Consider the following 23,016-nt stretch of genomic DNA (forward strand, 5'->3'; position numbering starts at 1 on the left):
TCAGGCTGTTGCTGATTTCTTGCGCCGGTTCGTGATGATTTGCCCGGCCACGACCACCAGTACCGCGAGGACGAACATCGCGGTGCCGATGACGTTGATCTGAACGGGGGTTCCGCGCTGCGCCGAGCCCCAGACGAACATGGGGAAGGTGACGGTGGAGCCCGCGTTGAAGTTGGTGATGATGAAGTCGTCGAACGAGAGCGCGAAGGCGAGCAGGGCGCCGGCGGCGATGCCGGGGGCCGCGATCGGCAGGGTCACGCGCAGGAAGGTCTGTGTGGGCCCCGCGTAGAGATCGCGCGCGGCCTCCTCCAGACGCGGGTCCATGGACATGACCCGGGCCTTGACCGCCGTCACGACGAACGACAGGCAGAACATGATGTGGGCGATCAGGACCGTCCAGAAGCCCAGCTCGATGCCCATGTTGAGGAAGAGGGTGAGCAGCGAGGCGGCCATGACGACCTCGGGCATCGCCATCGGCAGGAAGATCAGCGAGTTGATCGCGCCGCGCGCCCGGAAGCGGTAGCGGACGAGCGCGAAGGCGATCATCGTGCCGAGGACGACGGCCCCGACGGTGGCCCAGGCGGCGAGCTGGAGCGAGAGGGAGAGCGACTCGCACATGTCGGCGACGCCGCAGGGGTCCTTCCAGGCGTCGAGCGAGAACTCCTGCCAGGAGTAGTTGAAGCGTCCCTTCGGCTTGTTGAAGGAGAACGCCATCACGACGAGGTTCGGCAGGATCATGTAGGCGAGCGTCAGCAGGCCCGCGATGACGACGAGGTTCCGGCGGATCCAACGCATCAGACCAAGTCCTCCGTTCCCGCTCGGCGGATGTAGACGGTGACCATGGCCAGCACGATCGCCATGAGGATGAAGGAGAGCGCGGCGGCCGTCGGGTAGTCGAGGACCCGCAGGAACTGCGACTGGATGACGTTTCCGACCATCTTGGTGTCGGTGGAGCCGAGCAGTTCGGCGTTGACGTAGTCGCCGCTCGCCGGGATGAAGGTGAGCAGGGTGCCGGAGACGACGCCGGGCATCGACAGCGGGAAGGTCACCTTGCGGAAGGTGGTCGCCGGGGAGGCGTACAGGTCCTGCGCGGCCTCGTGCAGCCGGCCGTCGATCCGCTCCAGGGAGGTGTAGAGGGGCAGGATCATGAAGGGCAGGAAGTTGTACGTCAGACCGCAGACGACCGCCATCGGGGTGGCGAGGACGCGGTCGCCCTCGGTCCAGCCGAGCCAGCTGGTCACGTCCAGGAAGTGCAGGGCGTTGAGCGCCTCGACCACCACGCTGTCGTCGGCCAGGATCGTCTTCCAGGCCAGCGTCCGGATGAGGAAGCTGGTGAAGAAGGGCGCGATGACGAGGACGAGGAGCAGATTGCGCCAGCGGCCGGCCTTGAACGCGATCAGGTACGCGAGCGGGTAGCCGAGCAGCAGACAGAGCAGGGTCGCGGTCCCGGCGTACAGCAGGGAGCGGACGAACTGCGGCCAGTACTCCTGGAAGGCGTCCCAGTAGGTCTGGAAGTGCCAGGTGACCTTGAAGCCGGCTTCGAGGGAGCCGGTCTGGACCGAGGTCGAGGCCTGGTAGACCATCGGCAGCGCGAAGAAGACGACGAGCCAGAGGAGGCCGGGCAGCAGCAGCCAGTAGGGGACGAGCCGCTTGCGGGTGGAGGGCTTGCGCAGAACCGGTTCCTCGACCGGCTGCGGCGCTTCCTCCTTCGTCAGGGTGGAAGTGCTCATCCGGCGTCCTCCACCGTCTCCACGCCCGCGTCGATGTCCTGGGCGGCGTCGAGCCCGAAGGTGTGCGCGGGGTTCCAGTGCAGGACCACCTCGGCACCCGGGACGAGCCGCGTGTCGCGCTCGATGTTCTGCTCGTACACCTGGAGTTCGGCGCCCGCCGGGCTGTTCACCACGTACTGCGTGGAGACCCCGATGAAGGAGGAGTCGGCGATCCGGCCGGTGACCCGGTTGCGGCCGTCGGCTATCGAGCCCGCGTCGTCGGCGTGCGCGAGCGAGATCTTCTCGGGGCGGACGCCCACGAGCACCTTGCCGCCCTGGCGGACGGCGGAGGTACAGCGGTCACCGGGGACGCGGAGCTTGCCGCCGCCCGCCGTGACCAGCACGTCGGAACCGGTCTCCAGGACCTCGGCCTCGATGAGGTTCGAGGTGCCGAGGAAGTTGGCGACGAAGGTGGTCTGCGGGTTCTCGTACAGGTCGGCGGGGGCGCCGAGCTGCTCGACCCGGCCGCCGTTCATCACCGCGACCTGGTCGGCCATCGTCATGGCCTCCTCCTGGTCGTGGGTGACGTGCACGAAGGTGATGCCGACCTCGGTCTGGATGCGCTTGAGCTCCAGCTGCATCTGGCGGCGCAGCTTGAGGTCGAGGGCGCCGAGCGGCTCGTCGAGGAGCAGGACCTGCGGGTGGTTGATGAGGGCGCGGGCGACGGCGACGCGCTGCTGCTGGCCGCCGGAGAGCTGGTGCGGCTTGTGCCGGGCCTTGTCGCCGAGCTGGACGAGTTCCAGCATGTCGTCGACCTGCTTCTTCACCGACTTGATGCCGCGGCGGCGCAGGCCGAAGGCGATGTTCTCGGTGATGTCCATGTGCGGGAAGAGCGCGTAGGACTGGAAGACGGTGTTGACCGGGCGCTTGTACGGCGGGAGGTCGGTGACGTCCTTGTCGCCGAGGAAGACGGTGCCGGTGCTGGGGTCCTCCAGGCCGGCGATCATCCGCAGGGTGGTCGTCTTGCCGCAGCCGGAGGCACCGAGGAGGGCGAAGAAGGAGCCCTGCGGGACGGTCAGGTCGAGGGGGTGGACGGCGGTGAAGGAGCCGTACGTCTTGCTGATCCCGGTGAGACGGACGTCGCCGCCGCCCGTGTTCTTTCCAGTGTGAGCAGTCTTGTCAGTCATGGGTCGTGGTCCCAGGGAGTGAGAGAGGTGGACGAAGGGGGCCTCAGGCGCCGATGAGCTTGGCGAACTTCTCCTCGTACGCCGTCTCCTCCGCGCCGGTGAGCGAGCGGAAGGCGTGCGACTTCTTGGCCATGGCCTTGTCCGGGAGGATCAGCGTGTTGTTCGCGAGTTCGGGGTCGATCTTGGCGAGCTCGTCCTTCACCCCGTCGACGGGGCACACGTAGTTGATGTACGCGGCGAGCTGGGCGGCGACGGGAAGCTCGTAGTAGTAGTCGATGAGCTTCTCGGCGTTCGTCTTGTGCCGGGCCTGCGTGGGGACGAGCAGGTTGTCGCTGGAGGTGATGTAGCCGGCGGACGGGATGGAGAACTTGATGTCCGGGTTGTCCGCCTGGAGCTGGATGATGTCGCCGGCCCAGGCGAGACAGGCGGCGATGTCGCCCTTGTCCAGGTCGGAGGTGTAGTCGTTGCCGGTGAAGCGGCGGATCTGCTTCTTGTCGACGCCCTTCTGGAGGCGCCCGATCGCCGCGTCGTAGTCGGCGTCGGTGAAGTTCCCCGGGTCCTTGCCGAGGTCGAGCAGCGTCATGCCGACGGAGTCGCGCATCTCGGTGAGGAAGCCGACCCGGCCCTTGAGGGAGGGGTCGTCGAGGAGCTGGGTGACCGAGTCGACCTTCTTCCCGCCGGTCGCCTTGGCGTTGTACGCGATGACCGTGGAGATACCGGTCCACGGGTACGAGTAGGCGCGGCCCGGGTCCCAGTCGGGGCTGCGGAACTGGGCGGAGAGGTTCGCGTACGCGTGGGGGAGGTTCGAGGCGTCGAGCTTCTGGGCCCAGCCGAGGCGGATCATGCGGGCGGCGAGCCAGTCGGTGACGCAGATCAGGTCGCGGCCGGTGTCCTGGCCGGCCGCGAGCTGCGGCTTGATCTTGCCGAAGAACTCGACGTTGTCGTTGATGTCCTCGGTGTACTTGACCTTGATCCCGGTGCGCTTCGCGAACGCCTCCAGGGTCGGGCGGGACTTCTCGTCCTCGCTGACGTCCATGTACTCGGTCCAGTTGGAGAAGGCGAGGGTCTTCTCCTTGGCCGACACGTCGGTGGAGGCGGGTCCCTGGCCCTCCCGTTTGGCCGGCGGGATGCCGCATGCGCTCAGGGACGCGAAGCCGCCGACCGTGAGCGCTCCGACGCCTCCGGCGCGCAGCATCGAACGGCGGGTGAGAGCGCCCCGGCCGCTCGTCAGGCTGCGGCGTATCGCCGCCGTCTGCGCGGCGGACAGGCTGTCGGACTCGTACTGCTCCATGCGCTGTGCCCTTTCGGGATGGTTGCGTCGCGGGTCGGGCGACGGGCTGCTATCGGTCCCCGAAGATCGTGCGGTGCCAGTCCTTCGCCGCCACCGCGGTGTTGTCGAACATCACGTGCTTGACCTGCGTGTACTCCTCGAAGGAGTAGGCCGACATGTCCTTCCCGTAGCCCGATGCCTTGGTGCCGCCGTGGGGCATCTCGCTGATGATCGGGATGTGGTCGTTGACCCAGACACAGCCGGCCTTGATCTCCCGGGTGGCGCGGTTGGCCCGGTAGACGTCCCGGCTCCAGGCCGAGGCGGCCAGGCCGTAGGGGGTGTCGTTGGCGAGCCGGATGCCCTCGTCGTCGCTGTCGAAGGGCAGGGCCACCAGGACCGGGCCGAAGATCTCCGACTGCACGACCTCACTGTCCTGCGCGGCGCCGGTGATCAGGGTCGGACGATAGTACGCACCCTCCTTCAGGTCTCCGCCCGGGGCTTCGCCGCCGGTGACGACGGTGGCGTAGCCGCGGGCCCGCTCGACGAAGGCCGCGACCCGGTCGCGCTGGGCGTGGCTGATGAGCGGGCCGAGGTCGGTGGTCGGCGCGAAGGGGTCGCCGAGCCGCACGGACTCCATCAACTCGGCCACGCGCGCCACGAACGCGTCGAAGAGCGGGCGCTGGACGTACGCGCGCGTGGCGGCCGTGCAGTCCTGGCCGCTGTTGATGAGGGAGGCGGCGACGGCCCCGTGGGCGGCGGCCTCCAGGTCGGCGTCGTCGAAGACGACGAAGGGGGCCTTGCCGCCGAGTTCGAGGTGGAGGCGCTTCACGGTCGCGGTGGCGATCTCGGCGACCCGCTTGCCGACGGGGGTGGAGCCGGTGAAGGAGGTCATCACGACGTCGGGGTGGCCGACGAGGTGTTCGCCGACGGTCTTCCCGGCGCCGTTGACGATGTTGACCACACCGTCGGGGATGCCGGCCTCCTTCGCCGCCTGCGCGAACATCAGGGAGGTCAGCGGGGTGAGTTCGGCGGGCTTGAGGACGATCGTGTTGCCGGCGGCGATGGCCGGGAGGATCTTCCAGGCAGCCATCTGGAGGGGGTAGTTCCAGGGTGCGATGGAGCCGACGACGCCGATGGGTTCGCGGCGGATGTACGAGGTGTGGTCGCCGCTGTACTCGGCGGCGGACTGGCCCTGGAGGTGACGGGCGGCCCCCGCGAAGAAGGCGGTGTTGTCGACGGTGCCGGGCACGTCGAACTCGGTGGTGAGCTTGAGCGGCTTGCCGCACTGGAGGGACTCGACGCGGGCGAAGTCCTCGGCCCACTCGGCGAGGACACCGGCGAAGCGGTGGAGCGCGTCGGAGCGCTCGCCCGGGGTGGCACCCGCCCAGCCCGGGAAGGCCGCCCTCGCGGCGGCGACGGCCTCGTCCACGTCGGCGGTGGAGGCGAGCGTGTAGGTGTACACGCTCTCCCCGGTCGCCGGATCGATCACGCTGTGTTCCTGACCGGAGGTTCCGGCGCGGAGCCGCCCGCCGATGTACTGTGCGCCGTCCGCGAAGCGGTCCGTCACCTGGAAGCGGTTGCCCATGACGCTCTCCGTTGTTCCAGCTCGAATTGAGTGCCGATCCTGACAGAGGGATGGTGGTCCAACAAGTGATTCCGTTGTTGCCTTTTGGTTACGCGACGGAATCGGTCGACCATGTGTCGAGGAGGCCGGAAAATCTCCGTACGGAGTGTCCGTGGCGGATGCCAGACTCGCGTGCATGAGCATGGTCGAGACACTGACACAGCAGGTCAGCAGGGGTGACAAGGTGAAGTGGCTGCACTTCTGGGGCCACCGCCCGCATCCCGGCGGGCGGCTCTCGGCGAGCTGTCTCAGCCAGTGGTGGCCGGCGCCCTTCGTGGTCTCCGGCGTGTCGTACGCGACGGCCGAGCACTGGATGATGGCGGCCAAGGCCCGGCTCTTCGGGGACGCCGAAGCGGAGCGGGCCGCGCTGTCCGCCCGTACCCCGGCCGAGGCCAAGAAGGCGGGACGGCTCGTCCGGGGCTTCGACGAGACGGTGTGGGCGCGGGAGCGCTTCGGGATCGTCGTCGAGGGCAGTGTCCACAAGTTCTCCTCGGACGAGGCCCTGCGCGCCTACCTCCTCGGCACCGGCACCCGGGTCCTGGTGGAGGCGAGCCCCGTGGACCGCGTCTGGGGCATCGGCCTGGCGGCCGACGACCCCCGCGCCCACGACCCGGCGAGCTGGCGCGGCGAGAACCTCCTGGGCTTCGCCCTGATGGAGGCACGGGAGCGGCTGCGGCAGGGCGCCGCGTGAGACGCGCCGGTGGGACGGACGCCGAAGGCCCCGCACTCCTCACGGAGTGCGGGGCCTTCGGCGCGTGCTCTTCGGTCTAGCGGTCGCTCCCGACCACCAGGCTCGACGCGAACGGGTCCTCGTCGTAGCCGGAGTCGTCGAAGCTGGACGAGTCCTGACTGGCCGCCCAGATGATGAAGCCCAGGAAGACGGCGCTGATCAGGGTGCCGATCGCACCGAGCACGACGCCCGCGACCGCCATGCCCCGGTTGGTCGCCTCGCCCCGGCCTGCCTTCTTCATCCCGATGATGCCGAAGATCAGCGCCAGGATGCCGAGGATCGCCCCCAGGCCCCACAGGCAGAAGCCCGCCACCGAGATGATGCCGAGCACCATCGAGGCCGTCCCCATGCCGTTGGACGGGGACTGCTGCCAGCCGGTCTGGCCGGGGTAGCCGCCACCCGTCGAGGGGTAGCCGGGGTAGCCGTACGAGGAGCCCGTCGGCGTCGCCGCCGGGGTCGGGGCCACCGGGTAGCCGTACCCGCCGGACGTGTCCGCCGCCGGATAGCCGTACGCGCCGGGCGTGGCCGCGGGCCCGCCGGGTGCGACCGGCGGCGGCGGAACGTCGTGCGGGCCGGGCGACGCGAGCGGCACGGACGTGACGGTCTGCTGGTCGTGCACCGGCGGCGGCGACGGGGTCGCCGGCTTGCTCAGTTCGACCCCGTCGCGGTTCGGCGGAGCCCACGGGTCCGTCGGGTCGTACCCGCCCCGCGACTGGTCTTGGTTGTCAGACATGGGCCTCCCCCATCATGGTCCCGCCATGCTACGGCCTCACCTCTGAGGGGGAACCGTCCGGCCTACGATGACGGGATGACCGACCTCCATCCCTTCATCGCGGGCCTGCCCAAGGCAGAGCTGCACGTCCACCACGTCGGCTCCGCCTCGCCCCGGATCGTCGCCGAGCTCGCCGCCCGGCACCCCGACTCCAAGGTCCCCACGGACCCGGAGGCGTTGACCGACTACTTCACGTTCACCGACTTCGCGCACTTCATCGACGTCTACCTCTCGGTCGTCGACCTGGTCCGCACCCCCGAGGACGTCCGGCTGCTGACCTTCGAGGTCGCCCGTGACATGGCCCGGCAGAACATCCGGTACGCCGAGCTGACCATCACGCCCTACTCCTCCACCCGCCGGGGCATCGACGAGCGGGCCTTCATGGCGGCCATCGAGGACGCCCGCAAGTCGGCCGAGGCCGAGTTCGGCACCCTCCTGCGCTGGTGCTTCGACATCCCGGGCGAGGCCGGCCTGGTCTCCGCCGAGGAGACCGCCCGCCTGGCCACCACCGACGGGCTGCGCCCCGAGGGCCTGGTCTCCTTCGGCCTCGGCGGCCCCGAGATCGGCGTGCCGCGCCCGCAGTTCAAGCCGTTCTTCGACCGGGCGCGCGCGGCCGGACTGCGCTCGGTCCCGCACGCGGGCGAGACGACCGGCCCGCAGACGATCTGGGACGCGATCAACGACCTGGGCGCCGAGCGCATCGGCCACGGCACCAGCTCGGTCCAGGACCCGGCGCTCCTCGCCCACCTGGCGGAGCACCGCATCGCGCTGGAGGTCTGCCCGACCTCGAACATCGCCACCCGGGCCGTCGCCACCCTGGACGAGCACCCGATCCGGCAGATGGTGGACGCCGGCGTCCTCGTCACCATCAACAGCGACGACCCGCCGATGTTCGGCACCGACCTCAACAACGAGTACGCGGTCGCCGCCCGGCTCCTCGGCCTCGACGAGCGCGGTGTCGCCGCCCTCGCGAAGAACGCGGTGGAGGCCTCGTTCCTCGACCCGGCCGGGAAGGCCCGGATCGCCGCCGAGATCGACACGTACACCGACAACTGGCTGGCGCGCTGACCGGCAGCCGGCCGGCGCGCTGACGACCGGCTCACGCGCCGACGGCTGGCTCCCGCGCCGACGACGGCGAGAATGGGCCCATGGACTCCGACACCGCCATGGACCCGACCGCCGTCGTGAAAGCCGCCGAGGCCAGGGCCTCCGTCACCGTCGTGGGCCATCGCGGCGACCCGTACCGCGTCCGCGAGAACACCCTCGCCTCGATCGCCTCGGCGATCGAGCGGGGGGCGGACGCCGTCGAGGTCGACGTCCGGCTGACGAAGGACGGCGTGCCCGTCCTCCTCCACGACGACACCCTGAAGCGCCTGTGGGGCCACGACCGCCCGCTCTCCGCCCTCTCGTACGAGCAGGTCCGGGAGCTGACGTACGGCAAGGTCCCGACCCTGCGCGAGGCACTGCTCACCGCCGGGGAGAAGCGGCTGATGCTGGACCTGCCCGGCGGGAACGAGGACTCGGTCCGGGCCATCGTCCGTACGGTCCGCGAGTGCGGCGCCGGGGAGCGCGTCTACTACTGCGCCGGGGCCGTCGCCATGCTCCAGGTGCGCGCCGCCGATCCGGCCGCCGAGATCGCCCTCACCTGGACCTCGCTCGCCCCGCCCCGCCCGATCCTGCTCGACGTGGTCCGGCCCCGCTGGCTCAACTACCGCTTCGGCCTGGTGAGTCGGGCGCTGACCGACCGGGTGCACCGGGACGGTCTCCTCGTCTCGGCCTGGACGGCGGACACCCCGCGCACCATGCGTAAGCTGATCGGGAACGGGGTCGACGCGATCACCACGAACCGGGTCGACACGCTCTCCGCCGTCCTTCGAAAGGCCCAGGGATGAACGACCGGATCCGGACCGACATCGCCCACAACGCCCGGGTGTGGAACTACTGGCTGGGCGGCAAGGACAACTACCCGGTCGACCGGGCGGTGGGCGACCAGGTCACCGGCTTCTACCCGAGCATCGGCGAAGTGGCCCGCGCGGACCGGGCGTTCCTCGGCCGCGCCGTCACCTTCCTCGCCGCGGACGCCGGGGTACGCCAGTTCCTCGACATCGGTACGGGCCTGCCGACCGCCGACAACACCCACGAGGTCGCCCAGCGGGCCGCGCCCGACGCCCGGATCGTCTACGTCGACAACGACCCGATCGTCCTCACCCACGCCCGCGCGCTGCTGACCAGCGCCCCGGAGGGCGTCACCGAGTACGTGGACGCCGACGCCCACGACCCGGAGAAGATCCTGGCGGCGGCCGGCGCGACCCTCGACCTCTCCCGTCCGGTCGCCGTGATGATGCTCGGCATCCTCAACTTCGTCCTGGACACCACCGAGGCCCGGACGATCGTCCGCACCCTGATGGACGCCGTCCCCTCCGGCAGCTACCTGGTCCTGACCCACCCCACCCTGGAGCCGGAGCTCGGCGGGGAGGGCAACAAGGCCGCCATGGCCTTCTGGAACGAGAACGCGACCCCGCCGATCACCGCCCGCAGCCGTACCGAGTTCGCCTCCTTCCTCGACGGCCTCGACGTCCTGGAGCCGGGCATCCTGTCCTGCTCGCGCTGGCGCGCGACGACCGGAGACGTCCCCGTGGTCGCGCAGTTCGGCGCGGTGGGCCGCAAGCCGTAATGGCCCCGAGAGGGAATGTCCGCGGCCGGGGGGACGTACGCGGCCGGTGGGAGCGGGCCCGCACCTGGGGCGCGGCGAATCCATGGGCGGTGGACGTGGGGATCGCGCTGCTCGTCCAGGCGGCGATGACGATGCCGTTCGTGGTGCCGCGCGGGCCGGAACTCGAACCGGCGACCTGGGCGGCGTACGGACTGACCACGCTCACGGTGGTCCCGCTCGTCTGGCGGCGGCGTGCGCCCCTCGCCGTACTCCTCGCCATCCTGGCGACGAGCGCGCTGTACAAGCTGGCGCTCGAAGGGCCGGGGCAGCCGCTGCCGTACACCGGACTCGTCATCGTCTACACGATCGCGCTGCTCTCGCCGACGTGGAAACGGCTCGCGACGGCGGGGCTCCTGGTCGTCGCGGTGCCGGTCTCGGTGGGGCTCAACACCCGGACGGCCCGCGAACTGACCTTCTCGCTCTTCGTGTTCGCCGCGGCCTATGTCTTCGGCCGGCTCCAGGACGCCCGGCAGCGGGCGCACCTGATCGAGGCCGAGCGGGCCGCCGCGCGGGAACGGGCCCGGATCGCACGGGAGATGCACGACATCCTGTCGCACGCGGTGAGCCTGATGATCGTGCAGGCGGAGGCCGGACCGGTGGCGGTGCGGACGGCGCCGGAGCGCGCGGAGGCCGCGTTCGGCGCGATCTCGGAGACCGGCCGGGAGGCGATGACCCAGCTGCGGCAGATGCTGGGGCTGCTGCGGGAGGGGCCCGAGGGCGCGCCGCCCCGCGAGCCGCAGCCGGACCTCTCCGGGATCCCCTCGCTGGTGGAGCGGGTGAGGTCCGGCGGTCTGCTGGTGGAGTACACGACGGAGGGCGGGGTACGGGCGCTGCCCGCGGCGACCGGTGCGAGCGCCTACCGGATCGTGCAGGAGGCCCTGACGAACGTGGTCAAGCACGCGGGCGCGCGCCGGGCCGATGTCCGGCTCGCCCACGCGGACGGCGTCCTCCGGGTCACCGTCACGGACGATGGACGCGGCCCCGACGGAAGCACCGGCTCCGGCGGCCACGGCCTCACCGGCATCCGGGAGCGGGCCACCGCACACGGCGGGACGGTGACGGCCGGCCCGGGTCCGGGCGGCCGGGGGTTCGAGGTGCGGGTCCTGCTCCCCGTACCCTCCACGGCGGAGGTGGGCGGATGACGACGATCCGGGTGGTGGTCGCGGACGACCAGGAACTGGTCCGCAGCGGCTTCGCGATGATCCTCGACGCGCAGCCGGACATCGAGGTCGTGGCGGAGGCCGGGGACGGGGCGGAGGCGATCGAGGCGGTGCGCCGGCACGCCCCGGACGTGGCGCTCCTCGACATCCGGATGCCCGGCACCGACGGCATCGAGGCCTGCCGGGCGATCAGCGCGGGGACCGGCTGCCGGACGGTGATCCTGACGACCTTCGACACCGACGCGTATGTGTACGAGGCGCTGCACGCGGGCGCGAGCGGTTTCCTCCTCAAGGACGTGCGCCGGGACGATCTGGTGCACGCGGTACGGGTGGTGGCCGCGGGCGACTCGCTGCTCGCGCCGTCCGTGGCCCGCCGCCTGGTGGAGCAGTACACGGCGGCCGGCCCGCGCAGGACCGCCCCGGACCCCCGGCTCGACGTGCTGACGGGCCGGGAGCGGGAGACGCTGCTGCTCCTCGCGCGCGGTCTCTCCAACGCGGAGATCGCGGCGGAGCTGGTGGTCAGCGACCACACGGTGAAGACGCACGTGGGGAACGTGCTCTCCAAGCTCGGCCTGCGGGACCGGATCCAGGCGGTGATCTGCGCGTACGAGACGGGTCTGGTCGCGGCGGGCTCTCCCCCGCCCGGGGGAGGCGAGGGGTCCCGCCCCTCCCCCGCGTCGGCGAGGAACTGACCGGCGGAAGACCGCCGGTGCGGGCGATCCGCCGATCGCCGCAGGTCAGCAGGATGGAGCCATCGAGAACAACGGCTCACACCACCGGAGTTGACCATGAGGAAGTCCACCCGCACGCTGCTCGCCGCGGCGCTCGTCCTGGGGGTGGCGGCGGGCCCGGCGCTCACGCCGGCCTTCGCGACGCCCCCGGCCGCAGCGTCGACCACACGGCCGGTGAGCCCGGACCTGAGCACGGCGATCGCCGGACTGCCCCGCGCCGACGCCACGGCCGCGCTCGTCCGGGTCGGCGGCACCGAGGGTTCCTGGCAGGGCAGTTCGGGCGTCCACGACCTGACGACCGGCGCCCCGGCGGACCCGGCCGCCCGCTTCCGCGCCGGCTCGGTGACGAAGGTCTTCACGGCCGCGACCGTCCTCCAGCTGGCCTCCGAGCGCCGGATCGACCTGGACCGCACGGCCCGCTCGTACCTTCCGGAGCTGATCCCCGGCCGGTACGCCACGGTGACCGTCCGCCAGCTCCTGAACCACACCCACGGCATCCCGGCCCCCGACCTGGCCGTCGGAGACACGGTGGAGGAGTGGTACGCCCACCGCTTCGACGTCCACAGCCCGGAGGCCATGGTCCGCTCGGCGACGGCGAAGCCGCGCGAGTTCCGGCCCGGCACCCAGCAGCACTACCTCAACATCGGGTACACGATCGCGGGTCTGATCGTGGAGCGGGTGACGGGCGACTCGTACGAGCGGCAGGTGGAGCGGCGGATCCTGCGCCCGCTGGGCCTGCGGGACACGTACCTCCCCGGTGAGGCCGCCGGGATCGCCGGGCCGTACAACCACGGCTACCAGACCATGCGGCTCGACGACGGGACGACGGGGCTGCGCGACGTCTCCGTCTGGGGGGTGACGGACGGCTGGGCGGCCGGGGACATCATCTCGACCACGGCCGACCTGGAGCGGTTCACCCGGGCGCTGTTCGCGGGCCGGGTGGTGCGCGGGCCGCTCCTGGAGGAGATGTTCACCCTGCCGAAGGTGACGGACCTGAAGTCCGGCGCCCCGGCCGCGTACTCCGCCGGCCTGTCGATGAAGAAGCTCGGCGGCCGCGAGGTCTGGGGCAAGACCGGCGGCCGCTGGGGGTACAACGCGGCCATCGCCTCCACCCGCGGCGGCGAGCGCACCCTCGTCTACAGCGTCAACTCCACCGACGCGAAGGGCCAGGACATGAACCCGACCGCCCTGAACGTCATGGTGGCGGCGTACGGCCTGCCGGACTAGACGGTCACGGGCTCCGGCGCGACCGTCCCGGTCCCGGCCGCCTCGAGCCGCTTGATCATCCGGCGCACGTGGAGCAGCGGCAGGATCCCGATGACGCCGAAGGACATGTCGATGACCGACCACCAGAAGGGGATGTCGCGGATCGGTCCGCAGATCAGGGCGAGCGGGATGATGCCGACGCAGGCGATCATGCCGAACTCGACGACCCAGATGTTGCGGACGGGGTCGCGGTAGGGGCCGTGGAAGGCGACCGCGATGACGAGGTGGGCGAAGGCCAGCCAGTCGTTGCCGTAGAGCAGGTACGGGGCCTGCTCGTCGGCGGCTTCGAGACCGCCCCGCACCCGGTCGATCCACTCGGCGAGGCCGGGGAGGAGCTCGGCCACGGGCGCCGCCCACCCGTCGAGCGAGGAGTCGAGCAGCCGGAGTTCGGTGACGAGCGGGAACGCGGTGATCCCGCTCAGGACCAGGCAGACGACGAAGACGATCAGCCAGACGCGGATGCGCGTGAGAAGGGCTCTCGGCCCGTTCGAGTCGCTCATGAGGGCAGCGTACGCCCATCTTGAACGTGTTCAGAAATGGGGGTCGGTTCCGTCGCCTCGGCTCACGGCCCACGGTCCCGGCCCCTCGCCCGACTCACAGCCCCACGATCGCGTTCCACCTCTTCGTGAAGTCCTGCCGCTCCCGCGCGGTGATGTCCCGGGCGATCGCGAGCCGCCCGCGCATGTCCGCGTCCGGGAAGATCAGCGGGTCCTCCGCGAGCGCCACGAGTTCCTCGTCGCCGGAGTCCGCGAGGACCTGCTGCGCGGCCGGCACGGGACAGACGTAGTTGACCCAGGCGGCGAGTTCGGCGGCCACCTCGGGCTCGTAGTAGTAGTCGACGAGCTTCTCGGCGTTGGCCTTGTGGTGCGCGAGGTTGGGGATCACGAGGGACTCGGCCCACAGTTCGGCGCCCTCCTCGGGCACGACGAACTCGATGTCCGGGTTGTCGGCCTGGAGCTGGATGACATCGCCCGAGTAGGCCTGGCAGGCCAGCACGTCGCCGGTCGACAGGTCCTTGATGTAGTCGTTGCCGGTGAAGCGGCGGATGTGCCGGGTCTTCACGAGGCCCTCGACCTGCTCGCACAGGGCGTGGAAGTCGTCGCCGGTCCATCGGGTGACGTCGACGCCCCGGCCCATCATGAGCAGCGCGAAGGCCTCGTCGAGCCCGGACAGCAGGGTGACCTTGCCGCGCAGGTCGTCGGCCCACAGCTCCTGGGTGGAGCGGAGTTCCCGGCCCAGCTTCCGGCGGTTGTACGCGATGCCGGTGATCCCGGACTGCCAGGGGACGCTGTGCAGCCGGCCCGGGTCGAAGGCGGGCGAGCGGAGCTGCGGGTCGAGGTGCTCGGTGACGTTCGGCTGGGTGGCGCGGTTCATCTCCTGGGCCCAGCCGAGGCGGACGAAGCGGGCGGCCATCCAGTCGCTGACGACGATCAGGTCACGGCCGGTCTCCTGGCGGTTCATCAGGGACGGGCTGATCTTGCCGAAGAACTCGTCGTTGTCGTTGATCTCCTCGGTGTACCGGACGGAGATCCCGGTGCGCTTCCCGAAGGCGTCGAGGGTCGGGCGCTTCCTGGCGTCCTCGTCGTCGGTGTCGATGTAGAGCGGCCAGTTGGCGAAGTCGAGCGTCCGGTCCCCGGCGGAGAGGTCGCGGCCGGCCCGGTCGCCCTCGTCCACGTAGGCGGCGGGGACCCCGCATCCGACGGCGAGCAGGCTCGCGGCCCCGGCACCGCCGATGCCGCGCAGCAGGGACCGGCGGGACATGTTGTTCCTGGCTGTCGCTCTCACCCAGGCAGCATCGCGGCAGGTCACCGGGCGGGGCAATGGACGCTCCGTCGAGCGACGCGGCGCGGCCCCGACACCCTGTCGACCGGGGTGCCGGGGCCGCGTGGCGTTCAGGCCGGGGTTCAGCCCAGGGAGGTCATGACGTGCTTGATGCGCGTGTAGTCCTCGAAGCCGTAGGCGGAGAGGTCCTTGCCGTAGCCGGACTTCTTGAAGCCGCCGTGGGGCATCTCGGCGACCAGCGGGATGTGGGTGTTGATCCACACGCAGCCGAAGTCGAGCGACTTGGACATGCGCATCGCGCGCGCGTGGTCCTTGGTCCAGACGGAGGAGGCGAGAGCGTACTCGACGCCGTTCGCGAACTCCAGGGCCTGCGCCTCGTCCGCGAAGGACTGGACGGTGATGACCGGGCCGAACACCTCGTTCTGCACGATCTCGTCGTCCTGCTTGAGGCCGGAGACGACGGTCGGGGCGTAGAAGTAGCCCTTGTCGCCGACCCGGTGGCCGCCGGCCTGGACCTTGGCGTGCGCCGGGAGGCGGTCGATGAAGCCGGTGACCTGCTTCAGCTGGTTGGCGTTGTTGAGCGGGCCGTAGAGCACGTCCTCGTCGTCCGGCTGACCGGTCTTGGTCTCGGAGGCGGCCTTGGCGAGCGCGGCCACGAACTCGTCGTGGATGGACTCGTGCACGAGGACGCGGGTGGCGGCCGTGCAGTCCTGGCCGGCGTTGAAGAAGCCGGCGACGGAGATGTCCTCGACGGCCTTGTCGATGTCGGTGTCCTCGAAGACCACGACCGGGGCCTTGCCGCCCAGCTCCAGGTGGACGCGCTTGACGTCCTTGGCCGCCGACTCGGCGACCTGCATGCCGGCACGTACGGAGCCGGTGATGGAGGCCATGGCGGGGGTCGGGTGCTCGACCATCGCCTTGCCCGTCTCGCGGTCGCCGCAGACGACGTTGAAGACGCCCTTGGGGACGATCTGGCCGATGATCTCCGCCATCAGGACGGTCGACGCGGGGGTCGTGTCCGAGGGCTTGAGGACGACGGTGTTGCCCGCGGCGAGCGCCGGGGCGAACTTCCACACGGCCATCATCATCGGGTAGTTCCACGGCGCGACCTGGGCACAGACGCCCACGGGCTCGCGGCGGATGATGGAGGTCATGCCCTCCATGTACTCGCCGGCCGAGCGGCCCTCGAGCATCCGGGCGGCACCGGCGAAGAAGCGGATCTGGTCCACCATCGGCGGGATCTCTTCGCTCGCCGTGAGGGCGACGGGCTTTCCGGTGTTCTGGACCTCGGCGGCGATCAGGTCCTCGGCGCGCTCCTCGAAGGCGTCGGCGATCTTGAGGAGCACCTTCTGGCGCTCGGCCGGGGTGGTGTCACGCCAGGCGGGGAAGGCGGCCGCGGCGGCCTCCATCGCGGCGTCGACGTCAGCCTGGCCAGAGAGCGGGGAGGTGGCGTACACCTCGCCGGTGGCCGGGTTGACCACCTCGATGGTGCGGCCGTCGGCCGCGTCGCGGAACTCCCCGTTGATGTAGTTACGCAGCCGGCGCAGCTCGGTGGTCACTTGCCACCCCTCCTGTCACGTTCTGTCGTCGCACGTCCTTGTGCGGTGTCCCGATGGGCGAGACACCTCAGCCTAGTCGCTCGGCTGACGCTTTCAACAGGCCCACCCCCCTCCAACTTCGGATTCCGTGAGATTCAAGTCCCTCGACAACGGATTTCATCACTCTGGGGTTGCAAGACCGACATTCTCGGTGCACAGTGAAGTCGTGGTCAGTCGAAGCACAGAACCCAGAACCGGAACCGGTTCGTCCCCGACGATCGACGCCGTCTCCCTGGCGATCATCGAACAGCTCCAGGAGGACGGTCGCCGTCCCTACGCGGCGATCGGCAAGGCCGTGGGCCTCTCCGAGGCAGCCGTGCGGCAGCGCGTCCAGAAGCTGCTCGATCAGGGCGTCATGCAGATCGTCGCCGTCACCGACCCGCTCACCGTGGGTTTCCGGCGGCAGGCGATGGTCGGCATCAACGTCGAGGGTGACCTGGATCCGGTTGCGGAAGCCCTGACGGCCATGGCCGAATGCGAGTACGTGGTGATGACCGCGGGCTCCTTCGACCTGATGGTGGAGGTCGTCTGTGAGGACGACGACCACCTGCTGGATGTGATCAACAAGCGCATCCGCACCCTCCCCGGCGTGCGCTCCACGGAGAGCTTCGTCTACCTCAAGCTCAAGAAGCAGACCTATATGTGGGGAACTCGATAATCGTGACCCAGGACCTTTCCAAGACCGCGTACGACCACCTGTGGATGCACTTCACCCGCATGTCCTCGTACGAGAACTCGCCCGTTCCCACCATCGTGCGTGGTGAGGGCACCTACATCTTCGACGACAAGGGCAAGCGCTACCTCGACGGTCTCGCGGGTCTCTTCGTGGTCAACGCCGGACACGGCCGCAAGGAACTGGCCGAGGTCGCGTACAAGCAGGCCCAGGAGCTCGCGTTCTTCCCCGTGTGGTCGTACGCGCACCCCAAGGCCGTCGAGCTCGCCGAGCGTCTCGCCGACTACGCGCCGGGCGACCTGAACAAGGTCTTCTTCACCACCGGTGGCGGCGAGGCCGTCGAGACCGCGTGGAAGCTCGCCAAGCAGTACTTCAAGCTGCAGGGCAAGCACACCAAGTACAAGGTCATCTCGCGTGCGGTCGCCTACCACGGCACCCCGCAGGGCGCCCTGTCCATCACCGGCCTGCCGGCCCTCAAGGCCCCCTTCGAGCCGCTGGTCCCCGGCGCGCACAAGGTGCCGAACACCAACATCTACCGCGCCCCGATCCACGGCGACGACCCCGAGGCCTTCGGCCGCTGGGCCGCCGACCAGATCGAGCAGCAGATCCTCTTCGAGGGCCCCGAGACCGTCGCGGCCGTCTTCCTGGAGCCGGTGCAGAACGCCGGCGGCTGCTTCCCGCCGCCGCCCGGCTACTTCCAGCGCGTCCGCGAGATCTGCGACCAGTACGACGTGCTGCTCGTCTCCGACGAGACGATCTGCGCCTTCGGCCGCCTCGGCACGATGTTCGCCTGTGACAAGTTCGGCTACGTGCCGGACATGATCACCTGCGCCAAGGGCATGACCTCGGGCTACTCCCCGATCGGCGCCTGCATCGTCTCCGACCGCATCGCGGAGCCCTTCTACAAGGGCGACAACACCTTCCTCCACGGCTACACCTTCGGTGGCCACCCGGTGTCGTCGGCGGTCGCCATCGCCAACCTCGACATCTTCGACAAGGAAGGCCTGAACCAGCACGTCCTCGACCAGGAGGGCAACTTCTTCGACACCCTGAAGAAGCTGCACGACCTCCCGATCGTCGGCGACGTCCGCGGCAACGGCTTCTTCTACGGCATCGAGCTCGTCAAGGACAAGGTCACCAAGGAGTCCTTCACGGACGAGGAGACCGAGCGCGTCCTCTACGGCTTCCTCTCGAAGGCGCTCTTCGAGAACGGTCTGTACTGCCGTGCCGACGACCGTGGCGACCCGGTCATCCAGCTCGCCCCGCCGCTGATCGCCGACCAGGGCACCTTCGACGAGATCGAAGGCATCCTGCGCTCGGTGCTCACCGAGGCCTGGACCAAGCTCTAGAGGTCCCCGCCGCGCGAGGCACACGACATCACGCCGCCCTCACGGCGTGACCCCGGCCCGGGCATGCCGCCATCCGAGTGGATGGCGGCGGCCCGGGCCGCGTGCTGTCCGTACAAACGGATCCGAATACTTACGGTGCCCAGTGACCGACAGGCCCGTCCCTTCGTTCCCCCGGACGGGGGACACAGATCGGATCCGACATCGAGGTGTACGCGATGGCCCCACCGGACAACGACGTGCTCTGGGCGCGTTCCCTGCACTGCGCCCTGGGCGGTTCGGACGCCCTCAGCGGCGTCTCACTCGGCGTCCGCGAGGGCGAGATCCTCGCCCTCGTCGGCCCGCGCGGCAGCGGCAAGACCACCCTCATGCGGTGCCTGTCCGGCCAGCTCCTCGCCCAGCAGGGCGAGGTCTGGTTCAACAGCAGCCCCGTGCACACCCTGGGACCCACCGACCGCGAACGGCTCCGGCGCGACCGCTTCGGCTGGATCGACCCCGAGCCCGGTCTCGTGCCCGAGCTCACCGGCTGGGAGAACGTGGCCCTGCCCCTGCTCCTCCGCGGCGCCTCCCACCGGGTCGCGAAGACCGCCGCCGCGGAGTGGCTGGAGCGCCTCGACATCGGCGCCTGCGCCCGCAAGCGGCCGCACGCCCTCACCCACGCACAGCGCCAGCGCATCGCCATCGCCCGCGCGCTGGTCACCACCCCGTCGGTGCTGTTCGCCGACGAACCCACCGCGATCCTGCACCGGGCCGACGGCGCCCAGGTCCTGCGCACCCTGACCGCCGCCGCCCGCTCGCACGGCATCACCGTGCTCCTCGCCACCCATGACGCCGAGGTCGCGGCGCTCGCCGACCGCATGGTCGCGCTCCTCGACGGACGCCGGGTCGGCACCGTACCCCCGGCGTCAGGGGCGGAGGGCGTCGCGGCGTGCTCGCTCTCCGTCTAGCCCGCGGGGCCCACCCCCTCGTCCAGACGCGCAGGCTCCTCGTCGCCGTCGCGGCGGCGGGGGTGGGCTTCCTCCTGCTCTGCACCCTCGGATACGCGGTCGGGCACCCGGAGCGGTCCTCGGCGTCCGTGCTGCGGCTGCTCTGGTGCGTCCTGCCGCTCGCCGCGACCGTCCAGTTCGCGGTCGCGGTGGCCCGCACCGACCCCAGCACCCGTCCCCGTCCCGGCCTCTCCGCGATCGGCCTCGGCCCCGCCCGCCTCACCGCGATCGCCGCCGCGTCGACGGCCGTCGCCTGCACGCTCGGCTCGATGGTCGCGCTGCTGTTCTATCTGCACCTGCGCGGTGACATCACGGGCCTGCCCTTCGACGGGGCCGCCGCCGACCTCCTCGCCGCCGACCGGCCGATCCCGCTCGCCGCCGCCCTCACCCTGCTCGCCGTCCTCCCGGTCGTCGCGGCCACGGCGGCGGGTCTCGCCCTGCGGCCGCGCACCGCGCCCACCGCCCCCGAGGGCGCGGAGCAGCCGGTGCCGTCCGGGCTGCCGTGGGGCATCGCCCTGGTCGCGATCGGGCTGGCCATCGAGACGTACGCGGGCCGCAGCGGCACCGGCGACGGGCTCCCCCTGCCGGGCCGCTTCGACGGCAACCCGGCGGGCGTCCTGGCCGGCTGGGTCCTCACCGCCGCCGGCCTCGCGATGGCGGGCCCCGGCCTGGTCCACGGCTGCGGCCGCCTCCTCCAGTCCGTCCGGCCGGGCGCCACCCGGCTGCTCGCGGGCCGCGTCCTGATGGACGAGTCCCGCCGTATCGGCCGCCCCCTGGGCGTGGTCAGCGCGGTGATCTCCGGAACGCTCGCGGCGGCGGCGCTGCACGACGAAGGCACCGGCCCCGGCGCCTTCGGCCCGCTCACCGGCCTGGGCGCCGCCCTCGTCCTGGCCTGCACGACGGCCACCCTCCTCACCGCGGCCCTGGAGTCCAAGCAGTGCCGCGCCCACACCACCGAGGCCCTCCTCCGCATCGGCGCCCCGCCCACGGTCCTCCGCTCGGCGGCCCTGCTGCGCGCCGGCGTCCTGCTCGCGGTCTTCCTCCCCCTCACCTGGGCGGTGGCTGAACTGGCGGCGCTGCCGCTGACCGGCTGAGACACCGAAGGGGTGACGGCCGGTCGGGCCGCGAGCCCGGTCCGACCGGCACGACACCTCCAGGGGCGGCACCCCGGTGCCGCCCCTATCGTGAGCCCATGGCGACGCTCCCCCCGGCATACCGGCCGCCCGGACCGCGCGGGCACGGGCGGTCCGGGCGCGAGATCCACACGCTTCAAGCGTTCGACGAGGCCCTCGCCCGGCCCGGCTCACTCGCCGGGTACCGCGTGCAGTCGGTCGACCTCACCGACCGGACCTTCGCCCTGCTGACCGCCGTCGCCGTCGACGCCGTCTTCCTCGGCTGCCCGATGCAGCCGGAAGCGGCGGCCAAGGTCCGTGCCGACGGCGCGCTCGTCTTCCCTCCCGTGCCCGACCTGCCCTTCGACCCGTACCGGGCGTCGCTCTACTCCCCCGAGGAACTCTTCGAGGGGATCGTGGACACCGGGTACGAGGGGACGGCGGACGCCCTCGCGTACGCGTGGTTCGGCCGGACCCGGGCCGACGGCGACATCCTCGCCTCGATGCTCCGCTCGATCCACGACGACGCCGTCTCCGACGCCCTCGACGAACTCCTCGACGGGGCCCGGGTCGTCGGCGTGATGGGCGGCCACGCGATGGGCCGGGGCACGGAGGCGTACGCGGGCGCCGCACGGCTCGGCAGAGCGCTGGCGCGCGCCGGTCTCACCGTGGCGACCGGCGGCGGCCCCGGCGCGATGGAGGCCGCGAACCTCGGCGCGTACGTGGCACCGCTCGCCGACGAGGCCCTGGCCGAAGCGCTCGCCGAGCTCGCCGAGGTCCCGTCGTTCGCGCCCTCGGTGACGGACTGGGCCCGCGCGGCCTTCCGCGTACGGGCCCTCCTGCCGCACGGCGGCGACTCGGTCGGCATCCCCACCTGGTTCTACGGCCACGAGCCGCCGAACGCCTTCGCGGGCCACATCGCCAAGTACTTCGCCAACGCCACACGGGAGGACGGCCTTCTCTCCCGGTCCACGGCGGGCGTCGTCTTCCTGCCGGGCGCGGCGGGCACGGTCCAGGAGATCTTCGACAGCGCGACCCCGAACTACTACCCGTCCCAGGGCCCCCCGACCCCGATGGTCCTCGTCGACCGCGCCCACTGGACGGAACGCCTCCCGGCCTGGCCCCTCCTGGAGACCCTGGCCGCGGGCCGCCCGATGGCCGCCCGCATCGCCCTCGTGGACTCGATCGAGGAGGCCCCGGACGCCCTGGAGCGGCTGGCGAGGCGAAGGGTGGGTTAGGGCCTGTCCTTCGGATCACGCCGGGCTCCCGTACCGCCGGGCTCCCGTACCGCCGAGGTCGCGCCCCCGCTCCCCCGCGCGGCGGAGACGGACCGGCCCACAGGCCGACGGCCCCCGGGCCCTCCGCCGGGAGGCTCGGTCCATGACGCGCAAGAGACTTCTGGCCGACTGGCCTTCCTGGGCCGGTCGCGCCGCCCTTCTGTGGTCGCTGCTGTACGCCGCGGGCGCGGCCCTCGCCGCCCTCACCGGGCCCGCGTTCGGCTACGCGCTCCTCGGGAAGGGCACGGGCACGCCCTCCGAGACCGCCGTGGCGGTGGTGTACGGGGCTGCCGCCGCCCTCGCGTACGCCCTGCTCCGCCGCCCGGACGCGAAGCGTCTTTCCACGGCGGCCCGGCCCGTCGTCGCGCTCTGCCTGGCCTCCGGCTTCGGTGCCCTCCTCAGCCCCCTCCACCTGCTGTTCTTCCTCTCCCGCAACCAGCCGCCGATCGACTGGGCGGCCCTCGCCAACCAGAGCGCCGCCGTCCTCGGCGCGGTCCTGTGGGGGTACGCGGCCCTCGCGCACCGCCGCCGGGCGCTCGGCGCCTGCCCCCACTGCGGCGGACACGCCCCGCCCGTGGCCGGGCGGAACACCACCCGCGCCGGACTCTTCGCGATCGCCGCCCTCGTGCCGTACACCGCCCTGAAGACGGCCTGGGCGCTGGGCGTCACCCCCGGGTACACCGGCACCGGCCGCCCCGGAGCAGACCCGGAGTACACCAGCGACCTGGGCATCTGGCTGTACGACCACGGGGTCGACGTCACCGCGGTCCTCGCCGTCCTCGGCATGGTCCTCGCGCTCGCCCTGACCCGCCCGTGGGGACGGCGGCTGCCCCGGCTGCCGGTGCTCGCGCTCGGCTGGGCCGGGGCGGGCGCGCTCGCCCCGTTCGGGGCGCTCCTGGCGACCGTCGGCGTGCTGGACTGGACGGGCGTGACCGACGTCGGGATGGCCGACCACGCCCCGTGGGTCGTCGCCGTCGCCTACGGCGGCTTCTCCTGCTACGGCCTCGCCCTGGCCCGTGCCACGCTCCTGTACCAGCGGGCGGCCCGCGGGGCCTGCGATCGCTGCTGAGGACGCCCCCG

22 protein-coding genes are annotated in these 23,016 nt (G+C 71.3%); 13 read left to right on the forward strand and 9 right to left on the reverse strand.

The genetic code is table 11. The features are described from left to right. From N5875_RS10710 to N5875_RS10730, 5 genes are read right to left on the reverse strand one after another with little or no spacing between them, the layout of a single operon-like run. Nucleotides 1–795, reverse strand: coding sequence for an ABC transporter permease (locus N5875_RS10710; protein ID WP_318207637.1), 795 nt, complete (start codon nucleotides 793–795; stop codon nucleotides 1–3). Beyond that, the gene (locus N5875_RS10715; protein ID WP_318207638.1) at nucleotides 795–1,730 is read right to left on the reverse strand and encodes an ABC transporter permease; all 936 of its coding nucleotides are present in this window, start codon (nucleotides 1,728–1,730) and stop codon (nucleotides 795–797) included. The genes N5875_RS10710 and N5875_RS10715 overlap by 1 nt, the downstream gene beginning before the upstream one ends. Then, nucleotides 1,727–2,896, reverse strand: coding sequence for an ABC transporter ATP-binding protein (locus N5875_RS10720; protein WP_318207639.1), 1,170 nt, complete (start codon nucleotides 2,894–2,896; stop codon nucleotides 1,727–1,729). Before N5875_RS10720 ends, N5875_RS10715 begins: the two co-directional genes overlap by 4 nt. A 43-nt stretch (nucleotides 2,897–2,939) precedes the next feature. Next, nucleotides 2,940–4,187 (reverse strand): spermidine/putrescine ABC transporter substrate-binding protein, encoded by a 1,248-nt coding sequence (locus tag N5875_RS10725; RefSeq protein ID WP_318207640.1) that lies wholly within the window; start codon nucleotides 4,185–4,187, stop codon nucleotides 2,940–2,942. 49 nt (nucleotides 4,188–4,236) lie between these two features. Beyond that, a complete protein-coding gene (locus N5875_RS10730) occupies nucleotides 4,237–5,751 on the reverse strand; it encodes a gamma-aminobutyraldehyde dehydrogenase (RefSeq protein ID WP_318207641.1) in 1,515 nt (504 codons plus the stop codon). A gap of 175 nt (nucleotides 5,752–5,926) precedes the next feature. On the opposite strand from N5875_RS10730, the gene N5875_RS10735 reads away from it, so the two are divergent. Then, nucleotides 5,927–6,481 (forward strand): NADAR family protein, encoded by a 555-nt coding sequence (locus tag N5875_RS10735; protein WP_338493318.1) that lies wholly within the window; start codon nucleotides 5,927–5,929, stop codon nucleotides 6,479–6,481. A gap of 76 nt (nucleotides 6,482–6,557) precedes the next feature. Here N5875_RS10735 and N5875_RS10740 read toward each other — a convergent pair whose 3' ends face one another. Then, nucleotides 6,558–7,253, reverse strand: a complete 696-nt coding sequence (locus tag N5875_RS10740) for a DUF4190 domain-containing protein (protein ID WP_338493320.1) — start codon at nucleotides 7,251–7,253, stop codon at nucleotides 6,558–6,560. A gap of 75 nt (nucleotides 7,254–7,328) precedes the next feature. On the opposite strand from N5875_RS10740, the gene N5875_RS10745 reads away from it, so the two are divergent. The 6 genes from N5875_RS10745 to N5875_RS10770 all read left to right on the forward strand — a co-directional run bounded on the left by N5875_RS10745 (nucleotide 7,329) and on the right by N5875_RS10770 (nucleotide 13,123). Beyond that, a complete protein-coding gene (locus N5875_RS10745) occupies nucleotides 7,329–8,360 on the forward strand; it encodes an adenosine deaminase (protein ID WP_318207644.1) in 1,032 nt (343 codons plus the stop codon). 98 nt (nucleotides 8,361–8,458) lie between these two features. Next, nucleotides 8,459–9,184, forward strand: coding sequence for a glycerophosphodiester phosphodiesterase (locus tag N5875_RS10750; RefSeq protein ID WP_318207949.1), 726 nt, complete (start codon nucleotides 8,459–8,461; stop codon nucleotides 9,182–9,184). Continuing rightward, nucleotides 9,181–9,966 (forward strand): SAM-dependent methyltransferase, encoded by a 786-nt coding sequence (locus N5875_RS10755; RefSeq protein WP_338493321.1) that lies wholly within the window; start codon nucleotides 9,181–9,183, stop codon nucleotides 9,964–9,966. Before N5875_RS10750 ends, N5875_RS10755 begins: the two co-directional genes overlap by 4 nt. Next, nucleotides 9,966–11,147, forward strand: coding sequence for a histidine kinase (locus tag N5875_RS10760; RefSeq protein WP_338493323.1), 1,182 nt, complete (start codon nucleotides 9,966–9,968; stop codon nucleotides 11,145–11,147). Before N5875_RS10755 ends, N5875_RS10760 begins: the two co-directional genes overlap by 1 nt. Then, nucleotides 11,144–11,857 carry a response regulator transcription factor gene (locus N5875_RS10765; RefSeq protein ID WP_318207647.1) on the forward strand — a complete coding sequence of 238 codons (714 nt, stop codon included), beginning with the start codon at nucleotides 11,144–11,146 and terminating at the stop codon, nucleotides 11,855–11,857. The genes N5875_RS10760 and N5875_RS10765 overlap by 4 nt, the downstream gene beginning before the upstream one ends. A 96-nt stretch (nucleotides 11,858–11,953) precedes the next feature. Continuing rightward, nucleotides 11,954–13,123, forward strand: coding sequence for a serine hydrolase domain-containing protein (locus N5875_RS10770; RefSeq protein WP_318207648.1), 1,170 nt, complete (start codon nucleotides 11,954–11,956; stop codon nucleotides 13,121–13,123). Here the strand turns inward: N5875_RS10770 and N5875_RS10775 are convergent. The 3 genes from N5875_RS10775 to N5875_RS10785 all read right to left on the reverse strand — a co-directional run bounded on the left by N5875_RS10775 (nucleotide 13,120) and on the right by N5875_RS10785 (nucleotide 16,503). Then, on the reverse strand, nucleotides 13,120–13,662 hold the full coding sequence (locus tag N5875_RS10775) for a hypothetical protein (protein WP_318207649.1): 543 nt from the start codon (nucleotides 13,660–13,662) through the stop codon (nucleotides 13,120–13,122). The two genes, N5875_RS10770 and N5875_RS10775, sit on opposite strands and share 4 nt — an antisense overlap. Nucleotides 13,663–13,756: 94 nt before the next feature. Next, nucleotides 13,757–14,923 carry a spermidine/putrescine ABC transporter substrate-binding protein gene (locus tag N5875_RS10780; RefSeq protein WP_338499143.1) on the reverse strand — a complete coding sequence of 389 codons (1,167 nt, stop codon included), beginning with the start codon at nucleotides 14,921–14,923 and terminating at the stop codon, nucleotides 13,757–13,759. Nucleotides 14,924–15,066: 143 nt separating this feature from the next. Then, on the reverse strand, nucleotides 15,067–16,503 hold the full coding sequence (locus N5875_RS10785) for a gamma-aminobutyraldehyde dehydrogenase (RefSeq protein ID WP_318207650.1): 1,437 nt from the start codon (nucleotides 16,501–16,503) through the stop codon (nucleotides 15,067–15,069). 205 nt (nucleotides 16,504–16,708) lie between these two features. Here N5875_RS10785 and N5875_RS10790 point away from each other — a divergent pair, with 205 nt between their 5' ends. From N5875_RS10790 to N5875_RS10815, 6 genes are all read left to right on the forward strand, one after another. Beyond that, entirely contained in the window at nucleotides 16,709–17,200 is a 492-nt protein-coding gene (locus N5875_RS10790; RefSeq protein ID WP_318207651.1) for an Lrp/AsnC family transcriptional regulator, read from the forward strand. After that, the gene (locus N5875_RS10795) at nucleotides 17,185–18,564 is read left to right on the forward strand and encodes an aspartate aminotransferase family protein (RefSeq protein ID WP_318207652.1); all 1,380 of its coding nucleotides are present in this window, start codon (nucleotides 17,185–17,187) and stop codon (nucleotides 18,562–18,564) included. Before N5875_RS10790 ends, N5875_RS10795 begins: the two co-directional genes overlap by 16 nt. 215 nt (nucleotides 18,565–18,779) lie before the next feature. Beyond that, nucleotides 18,780–19,508, forward strand: a complete 729-nt coding sequence (locus N5875_RS10800; RefSeq protein ID WP_338493326.1) for an ATP-binding cassette domain-containing protein — start codon at nucleotides 18,780–18,782, stop codon at nucleotides 19,506–19,508. Beyond that, nucleotides 19,490–20,641, forward strand: a complete 1,152-nt coding sequence (locus N5875_RS10805; protein ID WP_338493328.1) for a hypothetical protein — start codon at nucleotides 19,490–19,492, stop codon at nucleotides 20,639–20,641. Before N5875_RS10800 ends, N5875_RS10805 begins: the two co-directional genes overlap by 19 nt. 98 nt (nucleotides 20,642–20,739) lie before the next feature. Continuing rightward, nucleotides 20,740–21,897: a Rossmann fold nucleotide-binding protein gene (locus tag N5875_RS10810; protein WP_338493330.1), complete on the forward strand. Its 1,158-nt coding sequence runs from the start codon at nucleotides 20,740–20,742 to the stop codon at nucleotides 21,895–21,897. Nucleotides 21,898–22,039: 142 nt separating this feature from the next. Next, nucleotides 22,040–23,005, forward strand: coding sequence for a hypothetical protein (locus N5875_RS10815; RefSeq protein WP_318207656.1), 966 nt, complete (start codon nucleotides 22,040–22,042; stop codon nucleotides 23,003–23,005). Nucleotides 23,006–23,016 lie beyond the last annotated feature (11 nt).

Source organism: Streptomyces sp. SJL17-4 (assembly GCF_036826855.1).
Lineage (GTDB): Bacteria > Actinomycetota > Actinomycetes > Streptomycetales > Streptomycetaceae > Streptomyces.

Bases quoted from the DNA above. Each gene is read 5' to 3' on its own strand.
- N5875_RS10750 (WP_318207949.1), top strand. From the start codon at position 8,459: ATGGACCCGACCGCCGTCGTGAAAGCCGCCGAGGCCAGGGCCTCCGTC.
- N5875_RS10760 (WP_338493323.1), top strand. From the start codon at position 9,966: ATGGCCCCGAGAGGGAATGTCCGCGGCCGGGGGGACGTACGCGGCCGG.
- N5875_RS10815 (WP_318207656.1), top strand. From the start codon at position 22,040: ATGACGCGCAAGAGACTTCTGGCCGACTGGCCTTCCTGGGCCGGTCGC.
- N5875_RS10725 (WP_318207640.1), bottom strand. From the start codon at position 4,187: ATGGAGCAGTACGAGTCCGACAGCCTGTCCGCCGCGCAGACGGCGGCG.
- N5875_RS10720 (WP_318207639.1), bottom strand. From the start codon at position 2,896: ATGACTGACAAGACTGCTCACACTGGAAAGAACACGGGCGGCGGCGAC.
- N5875_RS10755 (WP_338493321.1), top strand. From the start codon at position 9,181: ATGAACGACCGGATCCGGACCGACATCGCCCACAACGCCCGGGTGTGG.
- N5875_RS10775 (WP_318207649.1), bottom strand. From the start codon at position 13,662: ATGAGCGACTCGAACGGGCCGAGAGCCCTTCTCACGCGCATCCGCGTC.
- N5875_RS10715 (WP_318207638.1), bottom strand. From the start codon at position 1,730: ATGAGCACTTCCACCCTGACGAAGGAGGAAGCGCCGCAGCCGGTCGAG.
- N5875_RS10800 (WP_338493326.1), top strand. From the start codon at position 18,780: ATGGCCCCACCGGACAACGACGTGCTCTGGGCGCGTTCCCTGCACTGC.
- N5875_RS10740 (WP_338493320.1), bottom strand. From the start codon at position 7,253: ATGTCTGACAACCAAGACCAGTCGCGGGGCGGGTACGACCCGACGGAC.
- N5875_RS10735 (WP_338493318.1), top strand. From the start codon at position 5,927: ATGAGCATGGTCGAGACACTGACACAGCAGGTCAGCAGGGGTGACAAG.
- N5875_RS10730 (WP_318207641.1), bottom strand. From the start codon at position 5,751: ATGGGCAACCGCTTCCAGGTGACGGACCGCTTCGCGGACGGCGCACAG.
- N5875_RS10710 (WP_318207637.1), bottom strand. From the start codon at position 795: ATGCGTTGGATCCGCCGGAACCTCGTCGTCATCGCGGGCCTGCTGACG.
- N5875_RS10745 (WP_318207644.1), top strand. From the start codon at position 7,329: ATGACCGACCTCCATCCCTTCATCGCGGGCCTGCCCAAGGCAGAGCTG.
- N5875_RS10765 (WP_318207647.1), top strand. From the start codon at position 11,144: ATGACGACGATCCGGGTGGTGGTCGCGGACGACCAGGAACTGGTCCGC.
- N5875_RS10770 (WP_318207648.1), top strand. From the start codon at position 11,954: ATGAGGAAGTCCACCCGCACGCTGCTCGCCGCGGCGCTCGTCCTGGGG.
- N5875_RS10780 (WP_338499143.1), bottom strand. From the start codon at position 14,923: ATGTCCCGCCGGTCCCTGCTGCGCGGCATCGGCGGTGCCGGGGCCGCG.
- N5875_RS10810 (WP_338493330.1), top strand. From the start codon at position 20,740: ATGGCGACGCTCCCCCCGGCATACCGGCCGCCCGGACCGCGCGGGCAC.